Below are 22744 nucleotides of genomic sequence, written 5' to 3'. Positions count from 1 at the left end.
TCACTTTACAACCTTCTCGATAAAATTCCGAATAGAAGACAAGCCATCTGGCGTTCCGATACTTTCTGGATGGTACTGGAAGCCATAAATCGGCAGGCTTTTGTGTTGAATTCCCATAATAGCTTGGTCATCAGTCGAACGAGCTGTCACTTCAAACTCTTCTGGCATTTCTTCAATCAAAATGCTGTGATAGCGCATGACTGGACGACCATCCTCAATGCCTTGATAGAGAACAGATGGCGCTTCAAAGCTGATATGGCTCTGTTTCCCATGCATGACTTTTGGAGCCAAGCCTAGCTTCCCACCAAAGACTTCTGCGATAGCTTGGTGACCCAAACAAATCCCAAGAATTGGCTTCTTACCTGCAAAATCACGAATCATGTCTTCCATCTTTCCGGCATCCACTGGCCAACCAGGACCGGGAGAAAAGACCAGACCGTCTGCTTTTTCAGCTTCTTCATACAGCTTGGAATCATCATTTCTCAAAACCTGCACTTCTGCGAAATTCCCAATGTATTGAGCCAAGTTATAGGTAAAAGAATCATAGTTGTCAATCAATAAAATCATGGTCTTAGTTCTCCAATTCTAGTCATAGATTTAGCCTTGTTAATGGTTTCTTGGTATTCATTTTGAGCAATGGAATCATAAACAATCCCTGCACCAGCCTGTACGTAGGCTTTTTTATTTTTAAGAATCATGGTTCGAATTGCAATAGCGAAATCCATGTCTCCAGTTGCTGATAGGTAACCGATAGCCCCTGCATAGACGCCTCGTTTCTCTGTTTCTAATTCATAGATGCGTTTCATGGCCCGAATCTTTGGTGCCCCCGATACTGTTCCTGCAGGAAGAGTCGCCTTCAAGGCATCCATGGCAGTCAGTTCTGGTAACAAACGTCCTTTAACTACGCTGGTCAAATGCATGACATATCGGAAAAGTTCGACTTCCATATACTTGGTTACTTGGACACTTGCTGTTTCAGCAATTCTACCAATATCATTACGTCCCAAGTCTACTAGCATTCGGTGTTCTGCCGTTTCCTTTTCATCAGAAAGTAGGTCATTTGCTAAAGCTGCATCATCTTCATCATTGGCACCTCTAGGTCGCGTACCTGCAATCGGATTTGTTGTTACAATGCCGTTTTTTACGGAAACCAAACTCTCAGGACTGGCACCGATGATTTGATAATCTCCAAAGTTATAAAAGTAGAGGTAATTTGATGGATTTGTTACTCGGAGATTTCTGTAGAAGTCAAAAGGATTTCCAGTTACTTCTGCTGAGAAACGCTGACTGAGCACACATTGGAACATATCTCCATTGCGAATCAAGTCGCGCGCTGTTTCTACCATTTCTTCAAATTTCTGAGGTGCAATATGTGATCTAAACTGAAGTGGAGAAACGTCCAAGTCTTCAAATTCATTTGGAGCAGGGATTTTTAAATCCTCTAAAACCTGATCTAAAGCAACTTCTAGCTCATCATTGCTACGATTACTGTAGAGAGCATCCTCGATGATATGAATTTTTTCTTTCTTGTGGTCAAAAACTATGTAACTCTCATATACGAAGAAATGCATATCTGGTGTCCCAATCGTATCCTCCGGAAGCTGGCCAATTTCTTCATAGAGAGAAATCATATCATAGCCAACAAAGCCGATGGCTCCACCACCAAAAGGTAGGTCTGAATGGTGCTGGCTCTTATGAGTCACCTCATAGAGGAAATCCAAGGGTTCACGATCAATCACTTGACCATTTTGATAAAGAACTCCATTCTCAAACTTAATTTCAAAAACTGGGTTGTAGGCTAAGATAGAAAATCGAGCATTTTCCTTTTCTCTTGGGATACTTTCAAGTATGACCTTGTGTTCTCCGTTCAAGCGCATATACGCCAAGATTGGTGATAAAACATCTCCGTGAATGATTCGTTCCATTGTAATTTCCCTTTCAGTTCTTCTTAAATCCCGTGTTTATTCTACAAAAAATCCCCACGCAAAATAACTTGCGTGAGGACGAAATTCGCGGTGCCACCTCAATTATAGGATTTCTCCTATCTCTCATTCCTGTCTCAGAACCTTCTTGTAACAGGCTGTGCGATAAAGGGCACTCCCTTGAGAATCATGTTTTCTTCTCTCATTTCAGACGGACCCAACCTTACAGCTTTCTCTGCTTGTTTTCAGCAACCACAAGCTCTCTGTGAGAGAAATCTCTGTATCTTTTCCATCTTTTATTTTTTATCTTCAAGGTAGTCTGCAATAGCAGCTACGTCCTTGTCTCCACGACCAGAGACATTAATGACGATAATCTCGTCTTTACTTAGTTTTGGTGCTCGTTTGACTGCTTCTGCGATAGCATGGGAGCTTTCAATAGCTGGGATAATTCCTTCAGTCTTGCTAAGTAGAAGCAAGGCTTGGACAGCCTCTTCATCAGTCGCTGCAACATACTCTACACGACCAGAGTCTTTAAAGAAGGCGTGTTCTGGTCCAACCCCTGGATAGTCTAAACCAGCAGAGATAGAGTAAACAGGTGCAACATTTCCATCTTCGCCAAAGACTGCATAGGTTTTCATTCCATCGACAATTCCTACACTACCCTTGGTCATTGTTGCCGCGTGTTTGTCGGTATCTAAACCGTGACCAGCAGCTTCTACCCCAACCAATTTAACTTCTTCATCAGCTACATACTGCGAGAAGGCACCGATGGCATTAGAACCACCACCCACACAGGCAATGACGTAGTCTGGCAAACGTCCTTCTTTTTCCAAGATCTGACGTCGAGACTCTTCACTAATAACTTTTTGGAATTCATGAACAATCGTTGGATAAGGGTGAGGTCCTACAGCTGAACCTAAAACGTAGAAAGCTTCAAGGTCATTCATCCACGCACCAAAGGCTGCATCGACCGCATCCTTCAGAGTACGTGTTCCCGTTTCAACTGCATGAACAGTTGCTCCCATCATCTCCATACGGAAGACGTTAAGACGTTGACGTTCCACATCTTCTGCCCCCATGTAGACATCACAGGCCATACCAAATTTGGCTGCAGCTGCAGCTGTCGCAACACCGTGCTGGCCAGCTCCTGTCTCTGCAATCACACGTTTTTTACCCATGCGTTTGGCAAGAAGGATCTGCCCTAAAACGTTGTTAAGCTTGTGAGAACCCAGGTGGTTAAGGTCTTCGCGCTTGAGATAAATCTTAGCGCCACCTAAGTAATCTGTCAAACTCTCCGCAAAATAAAGCGGTGTTTCACGACCTGAATAATCCTTCAAGTAATGGCGAAATTCTGCCAAAAATTCTGGATCATCCTTGTATTTATCAAAAGTCACTTCCAACTCATCTAATAAAGCCTGAATTGGTTCTGGTACAAAACTACCACCAAACTGTCCAAAATAACCTTTAGTTGTCATAAATTTTTCCTCTTTTCCATTGTTCCAAAATATGAAAAAGCCCACACACGGAATTTACTTCCATGTGAGGGCGTTTGTAACGCGGTACCACCTCATTTGTAAAGAGAATATCTCCTTTACATCTCTGCCTTGTCTAACAACAAGTTGCACTGTAAGGTGTGCCTACCGAATTTTCATTGTTTCAAATTCACTTTTAAAATCAGCCCAATTTCACTAGTTTCAAACACCTGTTCACAGTAACCACAGGCTCCCTGAAGATCAAAAATAACTACTTTTCTGATTTGTTGAGTTAATTATATGTTATTGTTTTTTCTTTGTCAATCGTTTTCATTCATTTTTTACTAATTTTTTTAATTATTTTTGTGAAGTACCTAGAATTTCTTCAGAAACTCTGACAAAAGTCTCAATGATATAATCTACTTCTTCGTCCGTTAATTTCGTGTGAAGTGGTAGTGTAATCTCGTTTACAAAGAAGGCATAAGCTCGCGGATAATCTGCCATATCAAAGCCAAGATTCTTATAGGCTGTCAAAAGCGGAAGTGGTTTGTAGTGGACGTTACTTGCGATTCCTGCCTTGGCTAATTCTTGAATAATTTGGTTGCGTTGTTCGAGATTTGCTCCTTCTACATGGGTGATGTAGAGGTGACGACAAGATTCAACTGCATCTGTCTCATGAGCCAATGGGTGAATCCGAGTTCCTGTAAATCCACGGTCATAGCGAGTTACGATTTCTTTACGACGTTGAAGCAAGTCAGGATAACGATCCAATTGTACCAAACCAATTGAAGCCATGATATCCGTCATGTTGCACTTGTAGGCAGGAGTTACGATATCGTATTCCCATGAACCTAGTTGCATCTTAGCTAGCGCATCCTTCGTTTGACCATGAAGAGATAAGATTTGGAATTCCTTGTACATTTCTTCATCATCAATAGCTAGATTAGCTTTCCAAGTAGCACTTCCTCCTTCAGCAGTTGTAAAGTTCTTGACAGCGTGGAAAGAGAATGACGTAAAGTCTGCAATAGAACCAGCTGGTTGTCCCTTGTAGGTTGAACCTAAAGCATGGGCACTATCAGAGACAATCACAATACGGTTAAAGGCCTTTTGCCACTTGCTAGCCGCTGTAAAGAGGTCGCGTTTCTTTTCTACAACTTGGAACAAACGGTCATAGTCACAGATAATCCCTGCTAGTTCTACCGGGATGATGACTTTAGTCTTCTGAGTAATAGCTTGCTCAAGCTTGTCATAGTCCATTTCAAAGGTATCACCTTGGATATCAACCATAACTGGTGTCGCACCTACGTGAGTGATAACGCTACATGATGCTGTATAAGTCATAGCTGGAACGATAACTTCATCACCAGGCCCCACTTCAAGCACGCGCAAAATCAATTCAAGAGCTGCTGTTGCAGAGTTGAGGCAGACTGTCTTAGGCGTTTGAGTATAGACGGACAGACGACGCTCTAGTTCTTTTGTCTTTGGACCTGTTGTGATCCAACCAGAACGAAGGGTATCGGCTACTTCAGCAATTTCAGCTTCGGTAATATCGGGTGGTGAAAATGGAATATTATACTTTGTCATTGATTTACTCCTTTTACTGTATTCACTCTTGTGACTACTTTATTTTAAAACTTCAACTACAGTCTGGAACATGATCTTGATATCTCCGAAGAAATTAAAATCACGTAGGTAGGCTAGGTTAAAGTGCATTTTCTCTGGAAGGACTCTTTCCACATAAGCCTGGTCAACTGTCATACCTTTTGCAGTCATTTGACTGATGATGGCATCCTCATCCTTATAGTTAATGCTGGCAAGCGATGTAATCCCCGCAGGTAAGAGCAAGGTAGCCATCATTTCAGGGCTATACTGCTCTGTGTAGCGTGGTACTTCTGGGCGTGTTCCTACAAAAGACATCTCTCCTTTGAGGACATTGACCAATTGCGGCAATTCATCCAAACGAACACGTCGAATGAAATTTCCAACTTTTGTAATACGACTGTCATTTGCAGAAGTTACTAAACTTCCTTTCTTGTCCGCATCGGTTACCATAGTCCGGAATTTCCAAATTTTGAAATGACGGTTGTACTGGGTTACCCGCACTTGCTTGTAAATAACTGGACCCTTGCTATCTAGCTTGATCCAGATGCTTAGAATAAGAAATAAGGGGGAGGTCAAGATTAACAAGACTACGGCTAGAAACAAATCTAGACAACGCTTGAAAATCAGTGAGCCTTTTCTTCTAGACACAAGCTGGTAGTATGGTTTTACCTCGCTCAATTGCATTTCTTGAGGTAGTTCATCCCATTTCAGCATGCACATTCTCCTCTGTTTTTATATATAATCTTTATTAACATTCTACATTATACCACAAAATGAAAGAGGCAGTGCAAGAAATCTGTGTTTTAAAGGAATTCTTCCCTAGGAAAGAGCCCCTGCCTGCAAACTATACATCTTGTGATAGGTTCCACCTAATGCTAGGAGTTCCTCGTGGGTTCCACTTTCGATGATACGTCCCTTATCAAGAACATAGATACAATTAGCATCTTGAATGGTAGAAAGGCGATGGGCGATGGCAATGGTTGTCCGACCTTGTCTCATCTTGGCTAGTGAATTTTGGACCAGAGCTTCTGTTTCAGAGTCGATATTGGCTGTCGCTTCATCCAAAATCAGAATTTTAGGTTGACTGGCAACAGTTCTAGCAAAGGCAAGAAGCTGACGTTGACCACTTGAAAAACTCGAACCACGCTCAGATACAGGGGCATCATAACCTAAAGGAAGATCCTGAATGAAGGAATCTGCATCAACAAATTCTGCTGCAGCCTTGACTTGGTCATCGCTGATATCTTGGTACATAGCGATATTGGACTTAATGGTCCCATGATAGAGGAAGGGCTCCTGTAGAACCAAACCGATGTTTTTTCTCAGCTCATCTTGACTATACTCTCGAATATCCACACCATCTAGTAGTACCCGACCTGACTGGAATTCATAAAAGCGCATCAGAACATTGATAATAGAAGATTTTCCCGATCCCGTATGACCGACAAAAGCAATGGTTTCTCCTTTATTGACGGTAAAGGAAATATCATCTAGAATTTGGTGTTGCCCATCATAAGAGAAGGACACATGCTCAAAGCGAATATTTCCTTCTTGAATCTCGGCTTGTCCATTTTCTTGGACCGGTTCATAGTTTGACTCATCAATCAGCGCAAAAACACGTCCTGCTGACACCATGGAGGTCTGAAGAGTAGAAAAGTTTTGCGTTACCTCGATGAGAGGATCAAAGAGACGGTTGATGTACTGGATAAAGGCATACATAGTTCCTGCCGTTATTCCTAGATAAAGACCGCGATAGCCAAAGTAAGCCATCAAAACTGCATATCCCAACAGCTTCAACAAACTCATAGCTGGACGTAAAAAGAGAGAATCCAAGGCTACTGAACGATTAGCGTAGACTAGGTGTTCCTGGTTTATCTCATCAAACTCATCTTGCAGGCGTTTTTCTTGGTTAAAGGCTTGAATAATACGAATTCCTTCGATATTTTCGGTCAGCTTACTGTTAATATCTGACAGTAGACTTCTGGTTTTTTCAATGACCTTGACAGATTTTTTACGGTAGAGATTGACCAAAAGGAAAATCAAAGGCAGAAAGAGCAAGACTAAAGCAGTCAGACGATAGTCCAGAACTAACATGGTATAAAGGGTCGTCACGAATATAAAGACTGCCGAGATAAAGCTAGATAAGATCCCTGAGAACATATCACTGATAGTCTCGGTGTCATTTGTCAAACGAGAGACAATAGAGCCTGCAGGCGTTTTATCAAAGTAAGACATGCCTAGCTTCTCCATATTGTCAAAGGCATCACGTCGGATATCTCTAACGATGCTGTAGGACACGCGCGCAAAAAGGAGATTCCCCACATATTGGACAATAGTTTGAAGAATGTAGAGACCATAGTAAACTAGCAAAACTGTAACAGCAAGCTGATTAAGGTTGTTTAGATACTGGTCGATAAAGTGCGAAGCTACCAGGGGGATAATACTCTTAACAACAGTCGTCGCAAGGAGAAAAGCTAAGGCTAAAAAGGTGAGGAGCCCATAAGGCTTAAGATAAGACAACAAACGCTTTAATACAGCCCATTGTTCTTGTTTATTCCGCATCTTCTTCTCCTTTCATTTCTAACTGTTGAGACTGGTAGGTTTGGGCATACCAACCATCCAAGGCTAGTAAGTCCTCATGAGTCCCACGTTCGATAATCTGTCCATTTTGCATAACCAAGATCAAATCAGCATGAACAACTGCACTGAGACGATGGGCAGTGATGATAGTCGTTTTATCTTTGCGAGTTTCCTTGAGATTATCGATGATCGCGAACTCTGTCTTAGCATCCACAGCTGACAAGGAATCATCTAAAATCAAGATATCAGGATTTAAAATCATAGCCCGACTCATAGCCAGACGTTGCTTTTGCCCACCAGATAGACTGACACCTTTTTCCCCGATAACTGTATCAAACCCCTCAGGCATGGCTTGAATGTCTTGATAGACTTGAGCCAACTGAGTCGCTTCTTCTACTGCTGAGAAAGGTAGATCAGGATTCCCAAAACAAATATTCTCTAAGATAGAACTAGCAAAGAGAAATTGGTCCTGTGGGACGTATCCCATCAAACTTCGTAAGTCAGCTAGTCGATAGTCACGAATGTCATGACCATTTAGATAAATAGCTCCTTGGTCAACGTCATACTCACGTAGGAGCAATTTAATCAAAGCTGTTTTCCCTGAACCAGTCTGTCCAACCAAGCCCAAGGTTTGCCCTTTTTCGAGACTAAAATGTATATCTCTCAGCGTCTCTTCGTCTTCAAAGGCAAAACGATCAATGGCATAGTCTAAGCGCCCATTTTCAATCCCGTCAAGTGGAGATTCTGGGTCCTTGACAGGTGACTCTTGGGACAAAAGACTCTCGATTCGTTGATAAGAAACCTTCCCTCTTTGAGTAATATTAAAGAGAAAACCAATCGCCATCAAAGGCCATACCAACATATCCAAGTAAGAGATAAAGGTGACCAGATTACCAACGGTTACTTGTCCTGCTTGCACCATAAAGGCACCCACTAAGAGAGTTAAGGCATAGGAAGAACCAACAAAGAGTAGAACCATGGGGTCAAAGAGACTATCATATTTCATGGTTTGCAGATTCTTTTGGAAGGTCAAATCATTGACCTCCTGGAAAGATGCCAATTCATCAGACTGATAGCCAAAGGACTTGGTTACCTTGATACCTGATACAGATTCTTGAACCTTATTGTTGAGTTCAGAAAAGGCTGCTTGTGATTCTCCGAAAGCTTTATGGGTCTTTCTCCCCAGACGACTAGTCGCATAGGCCATAAATGGCAAAGGTAGAATGGCAACCAAGGTCATCTGCCACGAGATGCTAAAGAGCATGGTCAAGAGAGTCACTAAGGCCGTGATAGAGGCATCCACCGCCGACATGACACCACCACCTGCTAGACGAGTCAGAGCATTGATATCATTGGTTGCGTGAGCCATCAAATCCCCAGTTCGATAATTCTGGTAAAAAGCAGGCGACATTTTTGTAAAATGCTCAAATAGTCTTGAACGCATAATTTGTCCAAGTCGGTAGGAGGTCCCTAGGATATACATGCGCCAAACATAACGCAGGTAGTACATCCCGAAAGCTGCCAGCAGGAGATAAAAGAGATGAAGCAGGAGCTCATCTTGTGTTAATCGTCCCGAAGTAATGGCATCGATCACGCGCCCCATGACCATAGGTGGGATGAGGTTTAGTACAGAAACCAAAACCAAAGCTACGATTCCGATGAGGTAACGGCGTTTTTCTAATTTAAAAAACCACCAGAGTTTTTGGATGATGGACATAAAATTCCTTTCTAATGACAAATGGAAACCTGAGGCGACTGCCTCAGGTTTTTCCTATTCTTAGGTGATGACACTAACTTAAACTTTGTCATATTCAGCGATAAAGATACTCAAAGGAGTAACATTTCATTTATTTTCAATCTTTTACATAAATCATTCTTTATTATATAGGAATGACCTGGATTTTTCAAACCATACGCTGGGGAAATACTTCTTTTTCTGGTATAATATTGTCTATAATCTGAATGAAAAGGTACACACTATGAAACTTATCTCATGGAATATTGATTCCCTAAACGCTGCACTCACGAGTGACTCTGCGCGTGCGAAATTGTCACAAGACGTCCTCCAAACATTGGTAGCCGAAGATGCTGATATCATCGCTATCCAGGAAACCAAGCTTTCAGCTACAGGGCCTACTAAAAAACATCTCGAGGTGTTAGAAGAACTCTTCCCTGGATATGAAAATACTTGGCGTTCCTCTCAAGAACCTGCTCGTAAAGGCTATGCTGGAACTATGTTTCTCTATAAGAAAGAACTGACTCCAACTATTAGCTTCCCAGAAATCGGTGCCCCTTCTACTATGGACTCGGAAGGACGCATCATTACCCTAGAATTTGATACATTTTTCGTGACTCAAGTTTACACTCCTAATGCTGGAGATGGCCTCAAACGCTTGGAAGAACGTCAAGTCTGGGATGTCAAATATGCTGAATACTTGGCTGAATTAGATAAGCAAAAACCTGTCCTTGCTACAGGTGACTATAACGTTGCCCACAAGGAAATTGACCTTGCCAACCCAGCCAGCAACCGCCGTTCACCAGGATTTACAGACGAAGAACGTGAAGGATTTACAAACCTTTTAGCCAAAGGATTTACAGACACCTTCCGTCATGTCCATGGAGATGTGCCAGAACGCTATACTTGGTGGGCACAACGCAGCAAGACTTCAAAAATCAACAACACAGGCTGGAGAATCGACTACTGGCTCACAAGTAACCGTGTAGCAGACAAAGTTACCAAGTCAGACATGATTGACTCAGGCGCACGCCAAGACCATACACCGATTGTCTTGGAGATTGATTTCTAAGGAGAAAACGAATGGACTATCAAGCTGTCATCCCTGAATTTGTCGTATCGGATATCGAGAAATCGCGTCACTTCTACTGCGACTTATTGGGATTCTCTGTCGAATACGAGCGTCCAGAGGAAAAATTTCTCTTCCTTTCGCTTGAAAACTGCCAACTTATGCTAGAAGAAGGCAACGCAGAAGAATTATCCCAACTGACTTATCCTTTCGGGCGTGGTGTCAATATTTCCTTTGGTATCAAGGATGTCCCTAGGCTCCATCAGAAATTGTTAGAATCCAACTATCCTATTCATCGTCCTTTGACTAAAAGAGAATTTCGTGTTGGTGAACAATATATCTACCCTCATGAATTTGCAGTTTTAGACCCAGATGGCTATTTTTTAAGATTTAGCGAATAGAATGATAAATCATTAGAGTGGAAAAGTAATAAAAAAGAGGCATGTGCCTCTTTTTTTGTTTCCTATATCCTCACCTGTCTATCTTCAGATCGTTGTCCTGTGACAAACATGGTGAAGGTTGCCTTGCAGACATTTCGGCCATCTTGGTTGATGATGTCAACATCGACGACACAAGTGGTACGTCCTTGATGGACACATTCTCCTTTGATAGTGAGAACATCTCCTAGATTTCCAGCTTTCAGATAGTTGATGGAAGACTGGAGTGTCACCCCGTCTAATCCTAGCGAAATCACCACAAGTCCACTGATTTGGTCACATAGGGTAAAGAGATAGCCTCCATGAGCATTTCCATAGTAGTTGAGTGAAGAGTCCACTACTTTTGTTGTCACCACAACGTGACCGTCTCTCATTTTTTCAATTTCGTAATTTTCAAAGGCAGATATAGCGTCAAAGTGAAAATCTTTCATACGTTCCTCCTGATATTTCAAACGACACTATGATACTACTTTTCAAGACTCTACGCAAGAGACAAGCACTTATTCGGGCAAAATACCAACCTGCTCCACAAAGCGCATAAAGGCTGCTTGTCCTTCTTCGGTTTGCTTATAAACTCCTGCATCTTCCAACACCCGAGTAAAGATTTCACCCACAGATTCTTGGACAATTTCGAGAGCTTGGTCTTTATCAGTCAATCCAGGATGACTTCCCTTCAACTCATCTGCCCATTCTTGGTGATAATCCGCAATAGAAACATCCTCTCCGACTAGGTAAGCTGCTACTTGCTCCACTTCTTCCTTCAAGCGTGGTGGCAAGATAGCCAATCCCATAACCTCTATCAAGCCGATATTTTCCTTCTTGATATGTTGGACATCCTTGTGGGGATGATAGATACCATCTGGATGCTCTGGGGATGTTTGATTATCCCTCAAGACCAAATCCAACTCAAACTGTCCATCTCGTTTACGGGCTATTGGAGTAATGGTATGGTGCGGTGTTCCATCACTTTCTGCCAAGACCTGTACACTTGGATCAGAGTATTGACGCCAAGCTAGTAAGATTTTATCCGCTAGTTCTGTCAAATCCTCTTTAGAATCTGAAGTTAGTCGAATGACGGACATAGGCCATTGAACAATCCCTGCTTTAACCGTTTTAAAACCTACAAAGGTAACGCTTTTCTGAATAGGAGCCACTTCCATTGGGAATACATGGCGCCCACCTTGATAATGATCATGGGTCAGGATGGAGCCACCCACGATTGGCAAATCAGCATTTGAACCAGCAAAGTAGCCTGGAAACTGCTCCACAATTGCTAACAAACGCTCGAAGCTTTGGCGACTAATAGCCATAGGACGATGCTTGCTGTCTAGGAAAATACAGTGCTCATTAAAGTAAGCGTAAGGCGAATACTGGAAGCCCCACTCCTGCCCAGAAATATCAAAACGAATGATGCGATGATTGCTTCTAGCAGGATGATTGACACGACCATGGTAGCCTTCATTTTCCATACAAAGCTGACATTGAGGATAGTTACTAGATTTGACTAACTTGGCTGCCGCAATCTCCTTTGGATCCTTTTCAGGCTTAGAGAGATTGATGGTAATCTCCAGTTCACCGTAGTCAGACGGTACACGATAAGCAATATTCTTTGCGATGGCCTTTAGTTTGATGTAGTCATTCTTCTGACTGAGTTGGTAGAAGTCCGCAATTGCCTGCTCTGGTGACTGGGCATAAGTAGCCCAAAAATCACGATTAACCTGACTTGGACACGGCGTTACCAAGTCCATGAGGTCAGCTCCAAGAATTTCACGCGCAGCCAGACTATCTTCAATCTTCCCTAATCGAACGGCTTCCTCGACAAGCTGATCTTTAAGGTCAATCAACTTATCTTGGTCAGTCTTGACTTCGAGAACTTCATCTCCAACCAAAGCCAAGACACGATTGGTCAGATATATACGATCCAACTCTTCAAAGGTGCTTTCTGCAATGACTTTGGTAACAAATTTTTCTACTAAGGTCACTAGAAAACCTCCTTCTGACTTTCTAAATAGTCTCTAACAGCATCCAAATCCTGAAAAACTTGTTCTGTTTTATTTAAGAAAGACTGTGCTGGTATTTTTAAATCTGGAATACAAATAACTGGAATCCCAGCTCTAGATGCCGCTTCAATCCCTGCTTCACTATCCTCTAGTACCAAGCAATTCTCTGGTAAAACGTTCAAATCACTGCAGCCCTTTAAAAATATATCAGGGTATGGTTTACTTCGCTTCACATCTTTTGCAAAAACTAGATGGTCAAATAGGGATAGTATACCATTACTATCCAAGATCATTCTAGCTCGAGATTCAACACTTGATGTTGCTAAAGCGATTGGAACGCCTTCTCTTTGCAAATAAGTAAGCAAATTTTTAGCACCTTTTTTTAAATTTACACCTTGAGCTAAGATTTGAGCTTCCAGTTCATAAACTTTAGCCAAGGTTTGGTCAAAGTTCCAGGGTAAATCATAGGTATCCAAAAATCGTTGAACATTCTCCTCTTCCCTATGTCCACTGTAGTCTCTAGAATAAGTTTCTTCTGTGAAAGGAATTCCAAAATCTCTAAGCAATTCTTGATAAACTTTTAGAGAAATGATTTCAGTATCGGCTAATAAGCCATCTAAATCAAATATTACAGCTTCCATATCCTTCTCTCCTAATCTAAGACGCGAGTCCCACCTGCAACTTCAGCGATATAGAAGTTTGGTGCATAGCCAACAATTTCTTCGTAGTGCTTACCAACAGCTTCTTTAAAGGCCTCAACCACATCTTTTTGAACCAGGGCAATGGCACAACCACCAAAACCTGCTCCTGTCATACGAGCACCAAGAACACCTTCTTGAGCCCAAGCCGTATGAACAAGGGTATCCAATTCCAAACCAGTCACTTCGTAGTCATGTTCCAAAGAAACGTGAGACGCATTCATCAAACGACCAAACTTATCCAAATCTCCCGCTTGAAGTGCTGCTTGCGCTTTAAGGGTACGTTGGTTTTCAAGAACTGCGTGGCGAGCACGTTTCAAACGATTTTCGTCTTTGATCAGGTAGCTATATTCATCAAAAGCCCACTCGTCCAATTCACCTAAAGTCTGGATATCCAAGGCAACTTGAAGTTCTTCCACTGCTTTTTCACACTCAGCACGGCGTTCATTGTACTTAGAATCTGCTAGCTCACGGCGTTTGTTGGTATTCATAATCACAACGACATTGTCCTTCAAATCAAGAGGAACCAAGTCGTATTCTAGAGTGTTAGTATCTAGGTAAATAGCACGTTGGTCTGCACCCATACCGATAGCAAATTGGTCCATGATACCAGAGTTAACACCGATAAAGTTATTTTCTGTCAATTTTCCGATTTTAACTAAGTCTAGACGGTCCAATTTTAGGTCAAAGAGGTATTCTGCCACGACACCTGTCAAAAGCTCCAAGGATGCAGAAGAAGACAAGCCCGCACCATTTGGGATATTCCCAAAGACATAGAAATCAAAACCTTTGTCAATCACATGCCCAGCTTCTTGCAAGAAATGAAGGACACCTTTTGGATAGTTGGTCCAGTTGTGCTCTTTCTCAAACTTAAGGTCAGCTAGAGGAACTTCGATAATTCCTTTATCCTCAAAGTTTGCTGAGTAGAAACGCAAGACTTGGTCATCACGCTTGCGTGCGGCCCCATAAGTTCCTAGTGAGATAGCTGCTGGGAAAACATGGCCACCGTTATAGTCAGTATGTTCCCCGATCAAGTTGATGCGCCCTGGTGAGAAGAAGGTTTGGTCTGCTTCTTGACCAAAAACAGCAAGAAAATCCTTGCGAAGTGCATCAGCAGTAAGATGTTGTGTCATATGAATTCTCCTTTGACAATTTGTTAGGTAAAAAAGTTTACCTTGTAATCGTTTTCTTCTATTGTACCCAAGGGTTTTGCTTTGGTCAACATTTTTACCGATATTTTACTAAACTATGAGTAAAAAGTAAGAAAAATATGCTATAATAACCTAAAAAGGAGGGGAATTATGGCTACACTCAAAGATATCGCTCAGCTAGCCTCTGTTTCAATCGCAACTGTATCCCGTGTCCTCAATCGCGATCAGAGTCTATCTGTCACAGAAGAAACCCGACATCGTATTTTAACTGTCGCCGAAGAACTAGGCTACACCAAACATCTCAAAACAGGTGAATCACATAAACTCAAACAGAAAATCGCCATAATCCAATGGGTCAGTGAACAAGGAGAGTTAGAAGACCTCTACTACTATCAGATTCGACTAGGAATCGAAAATAGAGCCCAAGAGTTAGATTACGAAATCTTGCGTTATTTCAACGATCAACCTTTCACGCTTAGCGAAGAAGTCATTGGAATTCTTTGTATTGGAAAATTCAGCCAAGCACAGATTGCCTCATTTGAGGAATATCACAAACCCCTAGTATTTTTAGATAGTAATACAATTGCCCTTGGCCATACCTGTGTCATTACAGATTTTAATAATGCTGTTAGACAGGTGGTTGATTACTTTACAGACCACGGGATTAAGAAGATTGGTATCTTATCCGGTCTTGAAACTACTACTGACCAAGAAGAAGTCATCGCAGACAAACGCTTAGGTTACTTTAAATCCTATACACAAGAAAAAGGAATTTATAACGATAAATTCATTTTCCAAGGACTATTTACTGCCCAATCTGGATATGACTTGATGAAAGAGGCTATCGAAAAATTAGGAGATAAACTTCCACAAGCCTTTTTTGCAGCCAGTGATAGTTTGGCAATCGGTGCTCTTCGCGCCCTTCAAGAAGCCAGCATCAGCATCCCAGAGCGCGTCAGCATTATTTCCTTTAATGATACTATTCTAACCAAGCAAGTGTTCCCACCCCTTTCCAGTATCTCAGTCTACACCGAAGAAATGGGACGCACAGGAATGGATATTTTGAACAGAGAAGTTCTTCATGGGCGTAAAATTCCAAGTCTCACTATGCTTGGAACCAAACTGACGTTAAGAGAAAGCACCTTGCATTAAGCACAACACTTGAACATAAAAAAACCTAATAGAGATTCTCAAATCCTATTAGGTTTTTCTTTTTATACTCAATGAAAATCAAAGAGCAAACTAGGAAGCTAGCCGCAGGTTGCTCAAAGCACTGCTTTGAGGTTGTGGATAAGACTGACGAAGTCAGCTCAAAACACTGTTTTGAGGTTGCAGATAGAGTTGACGTGGTTTGAAGAGATTTTCGAAGAGTATTAATCCATCACAATCATAGACTTGATAGTCTTGCGTTCATCCATAGCCTTATAAGCTTGGTCGATATCTTTCAGTTTATAGCTTGAAGTAAAGACACGGCCTGGATTGATATCTCCATCAAGAACAGCTTTGAGCAAGAATTGCTTATTGTATGTTGTTGCAGAAGCTGCTCCACCCGCAACAGAAATATTCTGAGCAAAGGTCGAACCAAGGGCACGGTTATTATAGTGAGGCACACCAACAATTCCCATACGACCGCCATTATGAAGGACACCCAGAGCCTGTTCAACAGCCGCCTCAGTACCAACACACTCAAGTGATGCATCTGCTCCTCCTCCGAGGATTTCACGCACCTTTGCAATGCCCTCTTCACCACGTTCGGCCACAACAGCTGTCGCTCCTGACTCCAAGGCCATTTGTTGTCGATCTTCGTGACGACTCATAAGGATAATTTGTGAAGCTCCACGCATCTTAGCCGCAATGACAGCACATTGGCCAACAGCCCCATCCCCAATAACGACAACCTTGTCGCCTTTTTGCACATTAGCCACACGCGCTGCATGATAGCCAGTCGGCATGACATCAGCCAGAGTCAAGAGGGATTTAAGCATCCCTTCTGTATAATCGGACGGTTGTCCAGGGATTTTTACAAGTGCCCAATTGGCAAAATGGAAACGGATATACTCAGCCTGGACACCACCTGACCAGTTGGTGCCAATATGGCGGTCACAAGTCCCATCATAACCAGCACGACAGGCATCACACTCTCCACAACCATGAGTGAAAGGCGCGATGACAAAGTCACCTGGCTTGACCGTTGTGATGGCTTCTCCAGTTTCTTCAACGATTCCAATCGCTTCGTGTCCACTATTTTTATGTCCCGCTTTAATATCTGGATTTCGGTAACTCCATAAGTCTGAACCACATACGCAGGCACGAACCACACGGATAATCACATCATCCGCTTCTTGAATGCTTGGACGTTTGATTACCTCAATGCCAACCTGACCTGCTTTTGTGTAAACTGCTGATTTCATAAACATTTACCTCTCTGTATCTAACTTACTTCAAGTATACACTTTTTATGAATCTTTTGCTCACTTATACTACGCCTCATCAATGATGATGATCGTGATCATAGCTTCCTTCTAGCTCTGCCATATTGCGCTTATGGATTTGGTGACTTGCTAAGTCTGCATCTACCTCAATGGTAATATTTTGAAAACCACAATCTTTGAGTAAGTCTCGAATGGATTCTTTACAAACTTCCATATGTTTGACATTCTCGAGACAAACATGGATAATGGCATTTTTCTCCAAACCATCCATAGTCCAGAGATTGAGCTGATTGACACTAGCAACATATTCCAATTGCTCTAGGCGACTCTTGACTTGCTTGATATCTACTCCTTCTGGCACAGCATCCAAGAAAATCTTGAGAGTAGACCAAAAACGTGGAATGGCTTTTGATAGAATAAAGAAAGAAATGACAAGAGATAAGAGCGGATCTAAAATATACCAGTCTGTAAATCGGAGAATAATTGCCATCAGGATAACAGCCAGCCAGCCCAGAGTATCTTCTAGAAAATGCAGGCTAAGAATAGATTCATTCTTTGTTTTTCCTTTACGAACCACTAAACTTGCTAACACATTTATAGTAACCGCAATGATTCCAAGCCAGAGGATGCCCTTATCATTAACAGGTTGTGGATGAAACATTTTTGTGATATTTTCCAAAATGACAAGTACAGATCCTGTCATAAGAATCACAGCCGTTATCAAAGCTCCTAGGAGGCTAAATCGTTTGTAGCCCAAGGTGTAATGACTATCCTCTTCACGATTGGAGATTGTTTCTAGAAAGGCTGATAGCCCAATTGCGATTGCATCTCCCAAGTCATGAACAGAGTCAGCAAGAACAGCACTCGAACCAAATACTCCACCTGCGATAAATTCAACAATGGCAAAGCTTAGATTTAAGAAAAAAGCCAGCCAAACAGCACGATTTGTTGTCATTTTTTTATTCTCCTTTGGTATAATAGTAGTAGTATAATTATTATCTTTACTAGTATTATCTCTCATTCCAAAAAGAAAGGATAGGGGCTAACTGTTCGCTATGTACGTTACTGAACAGTTTGTTCAAATTGTCCATATGAGTACTCAAGATCGTCGCATTACCAAGACTCGAAAAGCCATCTATGCTGCTTTTTTGCAATTACTAAATCAAAAAAACTTTGAAACAATCACCGTTCAGGAGATAATAGACCTAGCAGATGTTGGTCGTTCCACCTTTTATAGCCATTATGAAAGTAAAGAATTACTCCTAGACGAGCTTTGCCGCTATCTCTTTCACCATCTTTTTGAACGCGAGGAAAATATTAACATCGAAGCATATTTGACACATATTTTTTTGCATTTTAAGAAAAATCAAGACCACGTGACCAGTCTTCTTTTCTCAAAAAATGACTACTTCCTCCGTCAATTACAGAAAGAACTGGAACACCATGTTTACCCTATGGTAGCAGAGGACTTGCAAGTTTCCTATCCTAACATTCCATCCTCCTTTCTCAAGCACTTTGTTGTAACTAACTTTATCGAGACATTGACCTGGTGGCTGAAAAAGGGGAAATCTTATAAAGAAGACCAAGTAGTGAGATTTTACTTAGACGTCATGGAAATGAAGTCTGAAAAAAAACTACTCTAGTTCTTACACTTTTAATTCTATTAGATTAGCTAATTGTATTTATTTCTTGACTTAAACTTACACAAAAACCCATCCTGCACAAAAGCAAGATGGGTTTATCATTCTAACTTATTTGAACAAGTTCGTAGCTAAAGCTAACTAGAGTTTACTTCTTCAACAATCCTTCCTGGACTAGAAAATCACGCGCCACTTCTTCAGCTGATTTACCTTCCACACCAACCTGATAGTTCATCTGACTCATCTGGCTCTCGGTGATTTTACCAGCTAGTTTATTAAGAATAACTTCCAACTCAGGATGTTTTTCGAGTAATTTAGCTTTCATGAGTGGAGCGCCCTGGTATGGAGGGAAGAGTTGTTTATCATCCTCCAAAACCACTAAATCATAGCGAGCAATTTCAGCATCTGTTGAGTAAGCATCTGTAATTTGAATGTCCCCTGACTGGATGGCTTGGTAGCGAAGAGCTGGCTCCATGGTTGCCACATTGAGATTCAATCCATAAACAGACTGCAAGCCCTTGTTTCCATCCTCACGGTCATTAAACTCTAGAGTGAATCCCGCCTTGAGCTGTCCTTCTACTTTTTTCAAGTCTGAAATCGTCTTAAGCCCATATTCTTGCGCAATTTTTTTGGGAACTGCTATAGCATAAGTATTTTGATAAGCCATGGGTTTAAGAAAGGCTAGTTGATCCTGTTTGGCAATGCCATCACGAGCCACCTCGTAAACCTTTTCTGGGTCATGCCCAATTTGTGGAGATGGTTGGAGGAGACTCTCTGTCACTGTTCCAGAAAATTCTGGATAGATATCGATATCGCCCTTTTTCAGCGCTTGATAAAGGAAATCTGTCTTCCCAAAGTTAGGCTTGACCGTCACCGTCATATCCGTATTTTCCTCGATGAGAAGTTTATACATATTCATAAGAATTTCTGGCTCAGGTCCCAACTTCCCAGCAATGACTAGATTTTCTTTTTCTTTCTGAGGAATCATGCTTGGAGCATAACTTGCTCCCAAACCAAGCACCATAACAGCAAAGGCTGCAACAATTGTACGCAACTTTGCCTTTTCCAACCATTTGAGAACAACATTAAAGAGAATGGCCAAAATAGCTGATGAGATTGCACCGATTAAAATCAGACTAGCATTCCGACGATCAATTCCCAAAAGGATAAATGAGCCCAATCCTCCAGCTCCCACAAGAGCGGCTAAAGTTGCTGTCCCAATGATCATAACAGTTGCTGTACGAACTCCCGATACAATGACAGGCATGGCAAGTGGAATTTCAAACTTCTTGAGTCGCTCCAACTTAGTCATTCCAAAAGCAATCCCTGCCTCCTCAAGACTAGGATCAATGCCGTTCAAGGCTGTAATCGTATTTTCTAAAATCGGAAAAATAGCGTAAATAACAAGGGCTGTGAGGGCTGGTAAGGTTCCAATTCCCATGAAAGGAATAAAGAGACCCAATAAAGCCATTGAGGGTATGGTCTGGAAGATACCCGCAACTTGTAGCACCCAATTCGCTACTTTTTTGTGACTATTTAGATAAACCGCAAGTGGGATGGTCAGAAAAATAGCGACCAATAAGGTCAAAAGAGATAATTGTAAGTGTTGTCCCAGAGCTATTACCCATTCACTAAATCGCTCCTGAAAGGTTGAAATGAAATTAGACATGAAGGCCACCTCCAAACAAGTTTGCTACAAAGTCTGTCGCAGGTGCTTGTAAAATTGTTTCAGGGTCAGCGACCTGGCAAATCTCCCCATCCTGTAAAACAGCAATTCGATCGCCTAATTTTAAGGCCTCGTCCGTATCATGAGTCACGAAAATAGTCGTCATACCAAACTCTTTGTGCAAGTCTTTGGTAAGAGACTGTAGCTGTTTGCGAGAAATAGCATCGAGAGCAGAGAAAGGCTCATCCATCAGTAAGATTTTTGGCTCTGCAATGATGGCCCGCACAATGCCAATCCGTTGTTGCTCCCCACCTGATAACTCACTAGGCATGCGCTCTGCATACTCTGCAGCAGGCAGACCCACCTTGTCCAAGAGTTCTTCTGTTTTAGAGGCTATTTGTTCCTTACTCCAGCCCTTCATCTCAGGAATCAATGCTATATTTTCAGCAACAGTCAAGTTAGGAAAGAGAGCAATGGCCTGCAAAACATAACCAGTAGAAAGACGTAATTCTCGTTCATCATAGTCCTTGATGCGTTTCCCATCCATATAAATATTGCCATCTGTCGGCTCCAAAAGACGGTTAATCATCTTGATCATGGTGGTCTTTCCAGACCCTGAAGGACCCACTAGCACCATGAATTCTCCATTTTCAATGCGGAGATTGACATCTTTTAAAATGTCCTTATCCGTGTAGCGCAAGGCTACATGTTTATATTCAATCATATTCTTCCTCACCATCTCCTTAAAAGCTAAGATCCTTATCTCACTTTTTATAAGAGTGTAATCGTTATCATAATATTGTAATACTAGAAATTACATCTGTCAACAATTTTGATTTGAAATCATATATAAGAAAAAGAGTTTGGCTAAGGCCAAACTCTCCATTATGATTGATTATTCTTCTTCCACCAAACGTTTAAACTCTGCTTGTATTTCTGTATTTTCGGTTGGTTTCAAGTACATAATCCCACCATTAGTTGTCGGTGAATGAAAAACAATCGCTTCTCCTGTATTGGTTATCGCAAAGAAGTAGCTGTGCACATCCGGATATTTATCCCAGTTACTATAGCGCTCCACGATTCTGTACTTAGCGTTCCCTAAACCTGTATCCGTGTATACAACATCCATTTTTTCGCTTGGTCCATTTCCAAAGGTATAGAGATTATCCGCACCAACATCTCCTCCTGAAATTCCCTTTTTGTAATTGGGTTGCCCAAGTCTTTCTCCCCATCCTTTAATAAAGGCTTCCAATTTCGCAGATTTATTGGTATTCCAAGGAGCCTTTTGTTTCTCACCAGAAATAGTCCTGCTAGTAGAAGTTTCGAATTTCTGCCAGTCAAGTTGCTTGAAATTCATTAAATCTGCCTCTGCTTTACCAAAGTCAGAATGCAAACTTTTGTTACCTGGTACACGAATGTCCTGTTCCTGGACTTTACTTGCTGCTTGCTGGCTAGAATTCAGATGATAAAGTACTCCCCTACCTTCACCTGTACCAGATGACCAGCTTAATTCTAAGATATCTCCATCCTTATAGATATTCATAGAATTTCTTGCCCCACCATGACCAGCTACAAATCCTTCTGCTAAAAGTATCGGTTTCTCATTTACGAGATAATAAAGACCGGAAATAAAATAATCACCATTAGATTGCTCAACGCCTATTAACAATTCCTCTACACCATCTTTATTAAGATCCGCATAAGCAAAACTCATCTTATCAGCTTGATAAACCGCATTTTCAACTGACCAACTATTGATCGGGCGTTCACCGCCTTGTAAAGTCTTATAGAGTTCAGCGATTGCATTTACATCCTTCGGTGTAGAAAGTATTTTTTGATAATTATCAAAAACTGGCTTGTAGAATTCTTTAAAATTTTTCTTAGCCTCTACGGATGTTTGTTCACTAGTATTTGATTGACTAACAGTTGTTGATAAACTAAGTCCCTGATTAGAATTTTCGGAACTATGATTACTACAAGCAAACATAAAAAGGCTTATAAATAGAACTAGTAAACCTCCTAAAATACTCTTTACTTCCATAACAAACTCCTTTATCGTTATCTAACTATTCTAGTAATGTCACTTACATTATATCAAATGTTTAAGAGTTATAAAAAGAATAATATAAGACTAAGGCAATAAAAAAAAGAGCTATAAAGCTCTTTAATTACGGAGAATAAGGGATTCGAACCCTTGCGCCGGTTACCCGACCTAACGATTTAGCAAACCGTCCTCTTCAGCCTCTTGAGTAATTCTCCTATTAATGGGCACGAGTGGACTCGAACCACCGACCTCACGCTTATCAGGCGTGCGCTCTAACCACCTGAGCTACGCGCCCA

20 protein-coding genes, 2 tRNA genes and 2 other annotated features are annotated in these 22744 nt (G+C 41.5%); of the genes, 4 read left to right on the top strand and 18 right to left on the bottom strand.

All coding sequences use genetic code 11. The features are described from left to right. From K1I61_RS00110 to K1I61_RS00080, 7 genes are all read right to left on the bottom strand, one after another. Positions 1–567: an aminodeoxychorismate/anthranilate synthase component II gene (locus K1I61_RS00110; protein WP_223332547.1), complete on the bottom strand. Its 567-nt coding sequence runs from the start codon at positions 565–567 to the stop codon at positions 1–3. Then, positions 564–1925 carry an anthranilate synthase component I gene (gene trpE, locus K1I61_RS00105; protein ID WP_223332546.1) on the bottom strand — a complete coding sequence of 454 codons (1362 nt, stop codon included), beginning with the start codon at positions 1923–1925 and terminating at the stop codon, positions 564–566. Before trpE ends, K1I61_RS00110 begins: the two co-directional genes overlap by 4 nt. Before the next feature lie 71 nt (positions 1926–1996). Continuing rightward, positions 1997–2222 (bottom strand) — a binding site (T-box leader). Further along, positions 2219–3397: a tryptophan synthase subunit beta gene (gene trpB / locus K1I61_RS00100; RefSeq protein WP_223332545.1), complete on the bottom strand. Its 1179-nt coding sequence runs from the start codon at positions 3395–3397 to the stop codon at positions 2219–2221. Its footprint overlaps the feature before it by 4 nt. Positions 3398–3460: 63 nt before the next feature. Then, positions 3461–3685 (bottom strand) — a binding site (T-box leader). 66 nt (positions 3686–3751) lie between these two features. Then, on the bottom strand, positions 3752–4978 hold the full coding sequence (locus K1I61_RS00095; RefSeq protein ID WP_223332544.1) for a DegT/DnrJ/EryC1/StrS family aminotransferase: 1227 nt from the start codon (positions 4976–4978) through the stop codon (positions 3752–3754). 39 nt (positions 4979–5017) lie between these two features. Further along, a complete protein-coding gene (locus tag K1I61_RS00090; RefSeq protein WP_004251491.1) occupies positions 5018–5710 on the bottom strand; it encodes a sugar transferase in 693 nt (230 codons plus the stop codon). A 105-nt stretch (positions 5711–5815) separates the two neighbouring features. Next, positions 5816–7558, bottom strand: a complete 1743-nt coding sequence (locus K1I61_RS00085; protein WP_223332542.1) for an ABC transporter ATP-binding protein — start codon at positions 7556–7558, stop codon at positions 5816–5818. Continuing rightward, positions 7548–9293, bottom strand: coding sequence for an ABC transporter ATP-binding protein (locus K1I61_RS00080; RefSeq protein WP_223332538.1), 1746 nt, complete (start codon positions 9291–9293; stop codon positions 7548–7550). The genes K1I61_RS00085 and K1I61_RS00080 overlap by 11 nt, the downstream gene beginning before the upstream one ends. A gap of 262 nt (positions 9294–9555) precedes the next feature. Between K1I61_RS00080 and K1I61_RS00075 the strand changes: the two genes are divergently transcribed. Both K1I61_RS00075 and K1I61_RS00070 read left to right on the top strand, forming a co-directional pair. After that, complete coding sequence (locus tag K1I61_RS00075; protein WP_223332537.1) at positions 9556–10383, top strand: exodeoxyribonuclease III; 828 nt, start codon at positions 9556–9558, stop codon at positions 10381–10383. A gap of 11 nt (positions 10384–10394) precedes the next feature. Beyond that, positions 10395–10781, top strand: a complete 387-nt coding sequence (locus K1I61_RS00070; protein WP_223332536.1) for a bleomycin resistance protein — start codon at positions 10395–10397, stop codon at positions 10779–10781. A gap of 62 nt (positions 10782–10843) precedes the next feature. Here K1I61_RS00070 and K1I61_RS00065 read toward each other — a convergent pair whose 3' ends face one another. The 4 genes from K1I61_RS00065 to K1I61_RS00050 all read right to left on the bottom strand — a co-directional run bounded on the left by K1I61_RS00065 (position 10844) and on the right by K1I61_RS00050 (position 14648). Beyond that, entirely contained in the window at positions 10844–11248 is a 405-nt protein-coding gene (locus K1I61_RS00065; protein ID WP_006152721.1) for a PaaI family thioesterase, read from the bottom strand. Positions 11249–11317: 69 nt separating this feature from the next. Further along, positions 11318–12799, bottom strand: a complete 1482-nt coding sequence (locus tag K1I61_RS00060) for a UDP-glucose--hexose-1-phosphate uridylyltransferase (protein WP_223332535.1) — start codon at positions 12797–12799, stop codon at positions 11318–11320. Continuing rightward, the gene (locus tag K1I61_RS00055; protein WP_223332534.1) at positions 12799–13458 is read right to left on the bottom strand and encodes an HAD family hydrolase; all 660 of its coding nucleotides are present in this window, start codon (positions 13456–13458) and stop codon (positions 12799–12801) included. The genes K1I61_RS00060 and K1I61_RS00055 overlap by 1 nt, the downstream gene beginning before the upstream one ends. Before the next feature lie 11 nt (positions 13459–13469). Then, a complete protein-coding gene (locus K1I61_RS00050; RefSeq protein ID WP_223332533.1) occupies positions 13470–14648 on the bottom strand; it encodes a galactokinase in 1179 nt (392 codons plus the stop codon). Positions 14649–14816: 168 nt separating this feature from the next. Here K1I61_RS00050 and K1I61_RS00045 point away from each other — a divergent pair, with 168 nt between their 5' ends. Then, positions 14817–15818 (top strand): LacI family DNA-binding transcriptional regulator, encoded by a 1002-nt coding sequence (locus tag K1I61_RS00045; RefSeq protein WP_223332532.1) that lies wholly within the window; start codon positions 14817–14819, stop codon positions 15816–15818. 221 nt (positions 15819–16039) lie between these two features. On the opposite strand, the gene K1I61_RS00040 is transcribed toward K1I61_RS00045, so the two are convergent. Together K1I61_RS00040 and K1I61_RS00035 are read right to left on the bottom strand one after the other, a co-directional pair. Continuing rightward, positions 16040–17077 (bottom strand): zinc-binding dehydrogenase, encoded by a 1038-nt coding sequence (locus K1I61_RS00040; protein WP_223332531.1) that lies wholly within the window; start codon positions 17075–17077, stop codon positions 16040–16042. 79 nt (positions 17078–17156) lie between these two features. Beyond that, on the bottom strand, positions 17157–18053 hold the full coding sequence (locus tag K1I61_RS00035; RefSeq protein WP_223332530.1) for a cation diffusion facilitator family transporter: 897 nt from the start codon (positions 18051–18053) through the stop codon (positions 17157–17159). Between the two features lie 136 nt (positions 18054–18189). On the opposite strand from K1I61_RS00035, the gene K1I61_RS00030 reads away from it, so the two are divergent. Next, positions 18190–18741, top strand: a complete 552-nt coding sequence (locus K1I61_RS00030; protein WP_223333171.1) for a TetR/AcrR family transcriptional regulator — start codon at positions 18190–18192, stop codon at positions 18739–18741. 145 nt (positions 18742–18886) lie between these two features. Here the strand turns inward: K1I61_RS00030 and K1I61_RS00025 are convergent, their stop codons facing one another. The 5 genes from K1I61_RS00025 to K1I61_RS00005 all read right to left on the bottom strand — a co-directional run bounded on the left by K1I61_RS00025 (position 18887) and on the right by K1I61_RS00005 (position 22743). Then, positions 18887–20407 (bottom strand): ABC transporter permease/substrate-binding protein, encoded by a 1521-nt coding sequence (locus K1I61_RS00025; protein WP_223332528.1) that lies wholly within the window; start codon positions 20405–20407, stop codon positions 18887–18889. Beyond that, positions 20400–21128 carry an ABC transporter ATP-binding protein gene (locus K1I61_RS00020; protein WP_223332527.1) on the bottom strand — a complete coding sequence of 243 codons (729 nt, stop codon included), beginning with the start codon at positions 21126–21128 and terminating at the stop codon, positions 20400–20402. Before K1I61_RS00020 ends, K1I61_RS00025 begins: the two co-directional genes overlap by 8 nt. A gap of 171 nt (positions 21129–21299) precedes the next feature. Further along, the gene (locus K1I61_RS00015; protein WP_223332526.1) at positions 21300–22445 is read right to left on the bottom strand and encodes a DUF4767 domain-containing protein; all 1146 of its coding nucleotides are present in this window, start codon (positions 22443–22445) and stop codon (positions 21300–21302) included. 130 nt (positions 22446–22575) lie between these two features. After that, positions 22576–22663 (bottom strand) — tRNA-Ser (locus K1I61_RS00010). 6 nt (positions 22664–22669) lie between these two features. Beyond that, a tRNA-Ile gene (locus K1I61_RS00005) sits at positions 22670–22743 on the bottom strand. Position 22744: the final 1 nt, after the last annotated feature.

The sequence above is a fragment of the Streptococcus infantis genome (assembly GCF_019929665.1).
Lineage (GTDB): Bacteria > Bacillota > Bacilli > Lactobacillales > Streptococcaceae > Streptococcus > Streptococcus infantis_H.
The sequence above is the reverse complement of the archived record's forward strand: the minus strand, read 5'-3'. Positions and strand labels throughout refer to the sequence as shown.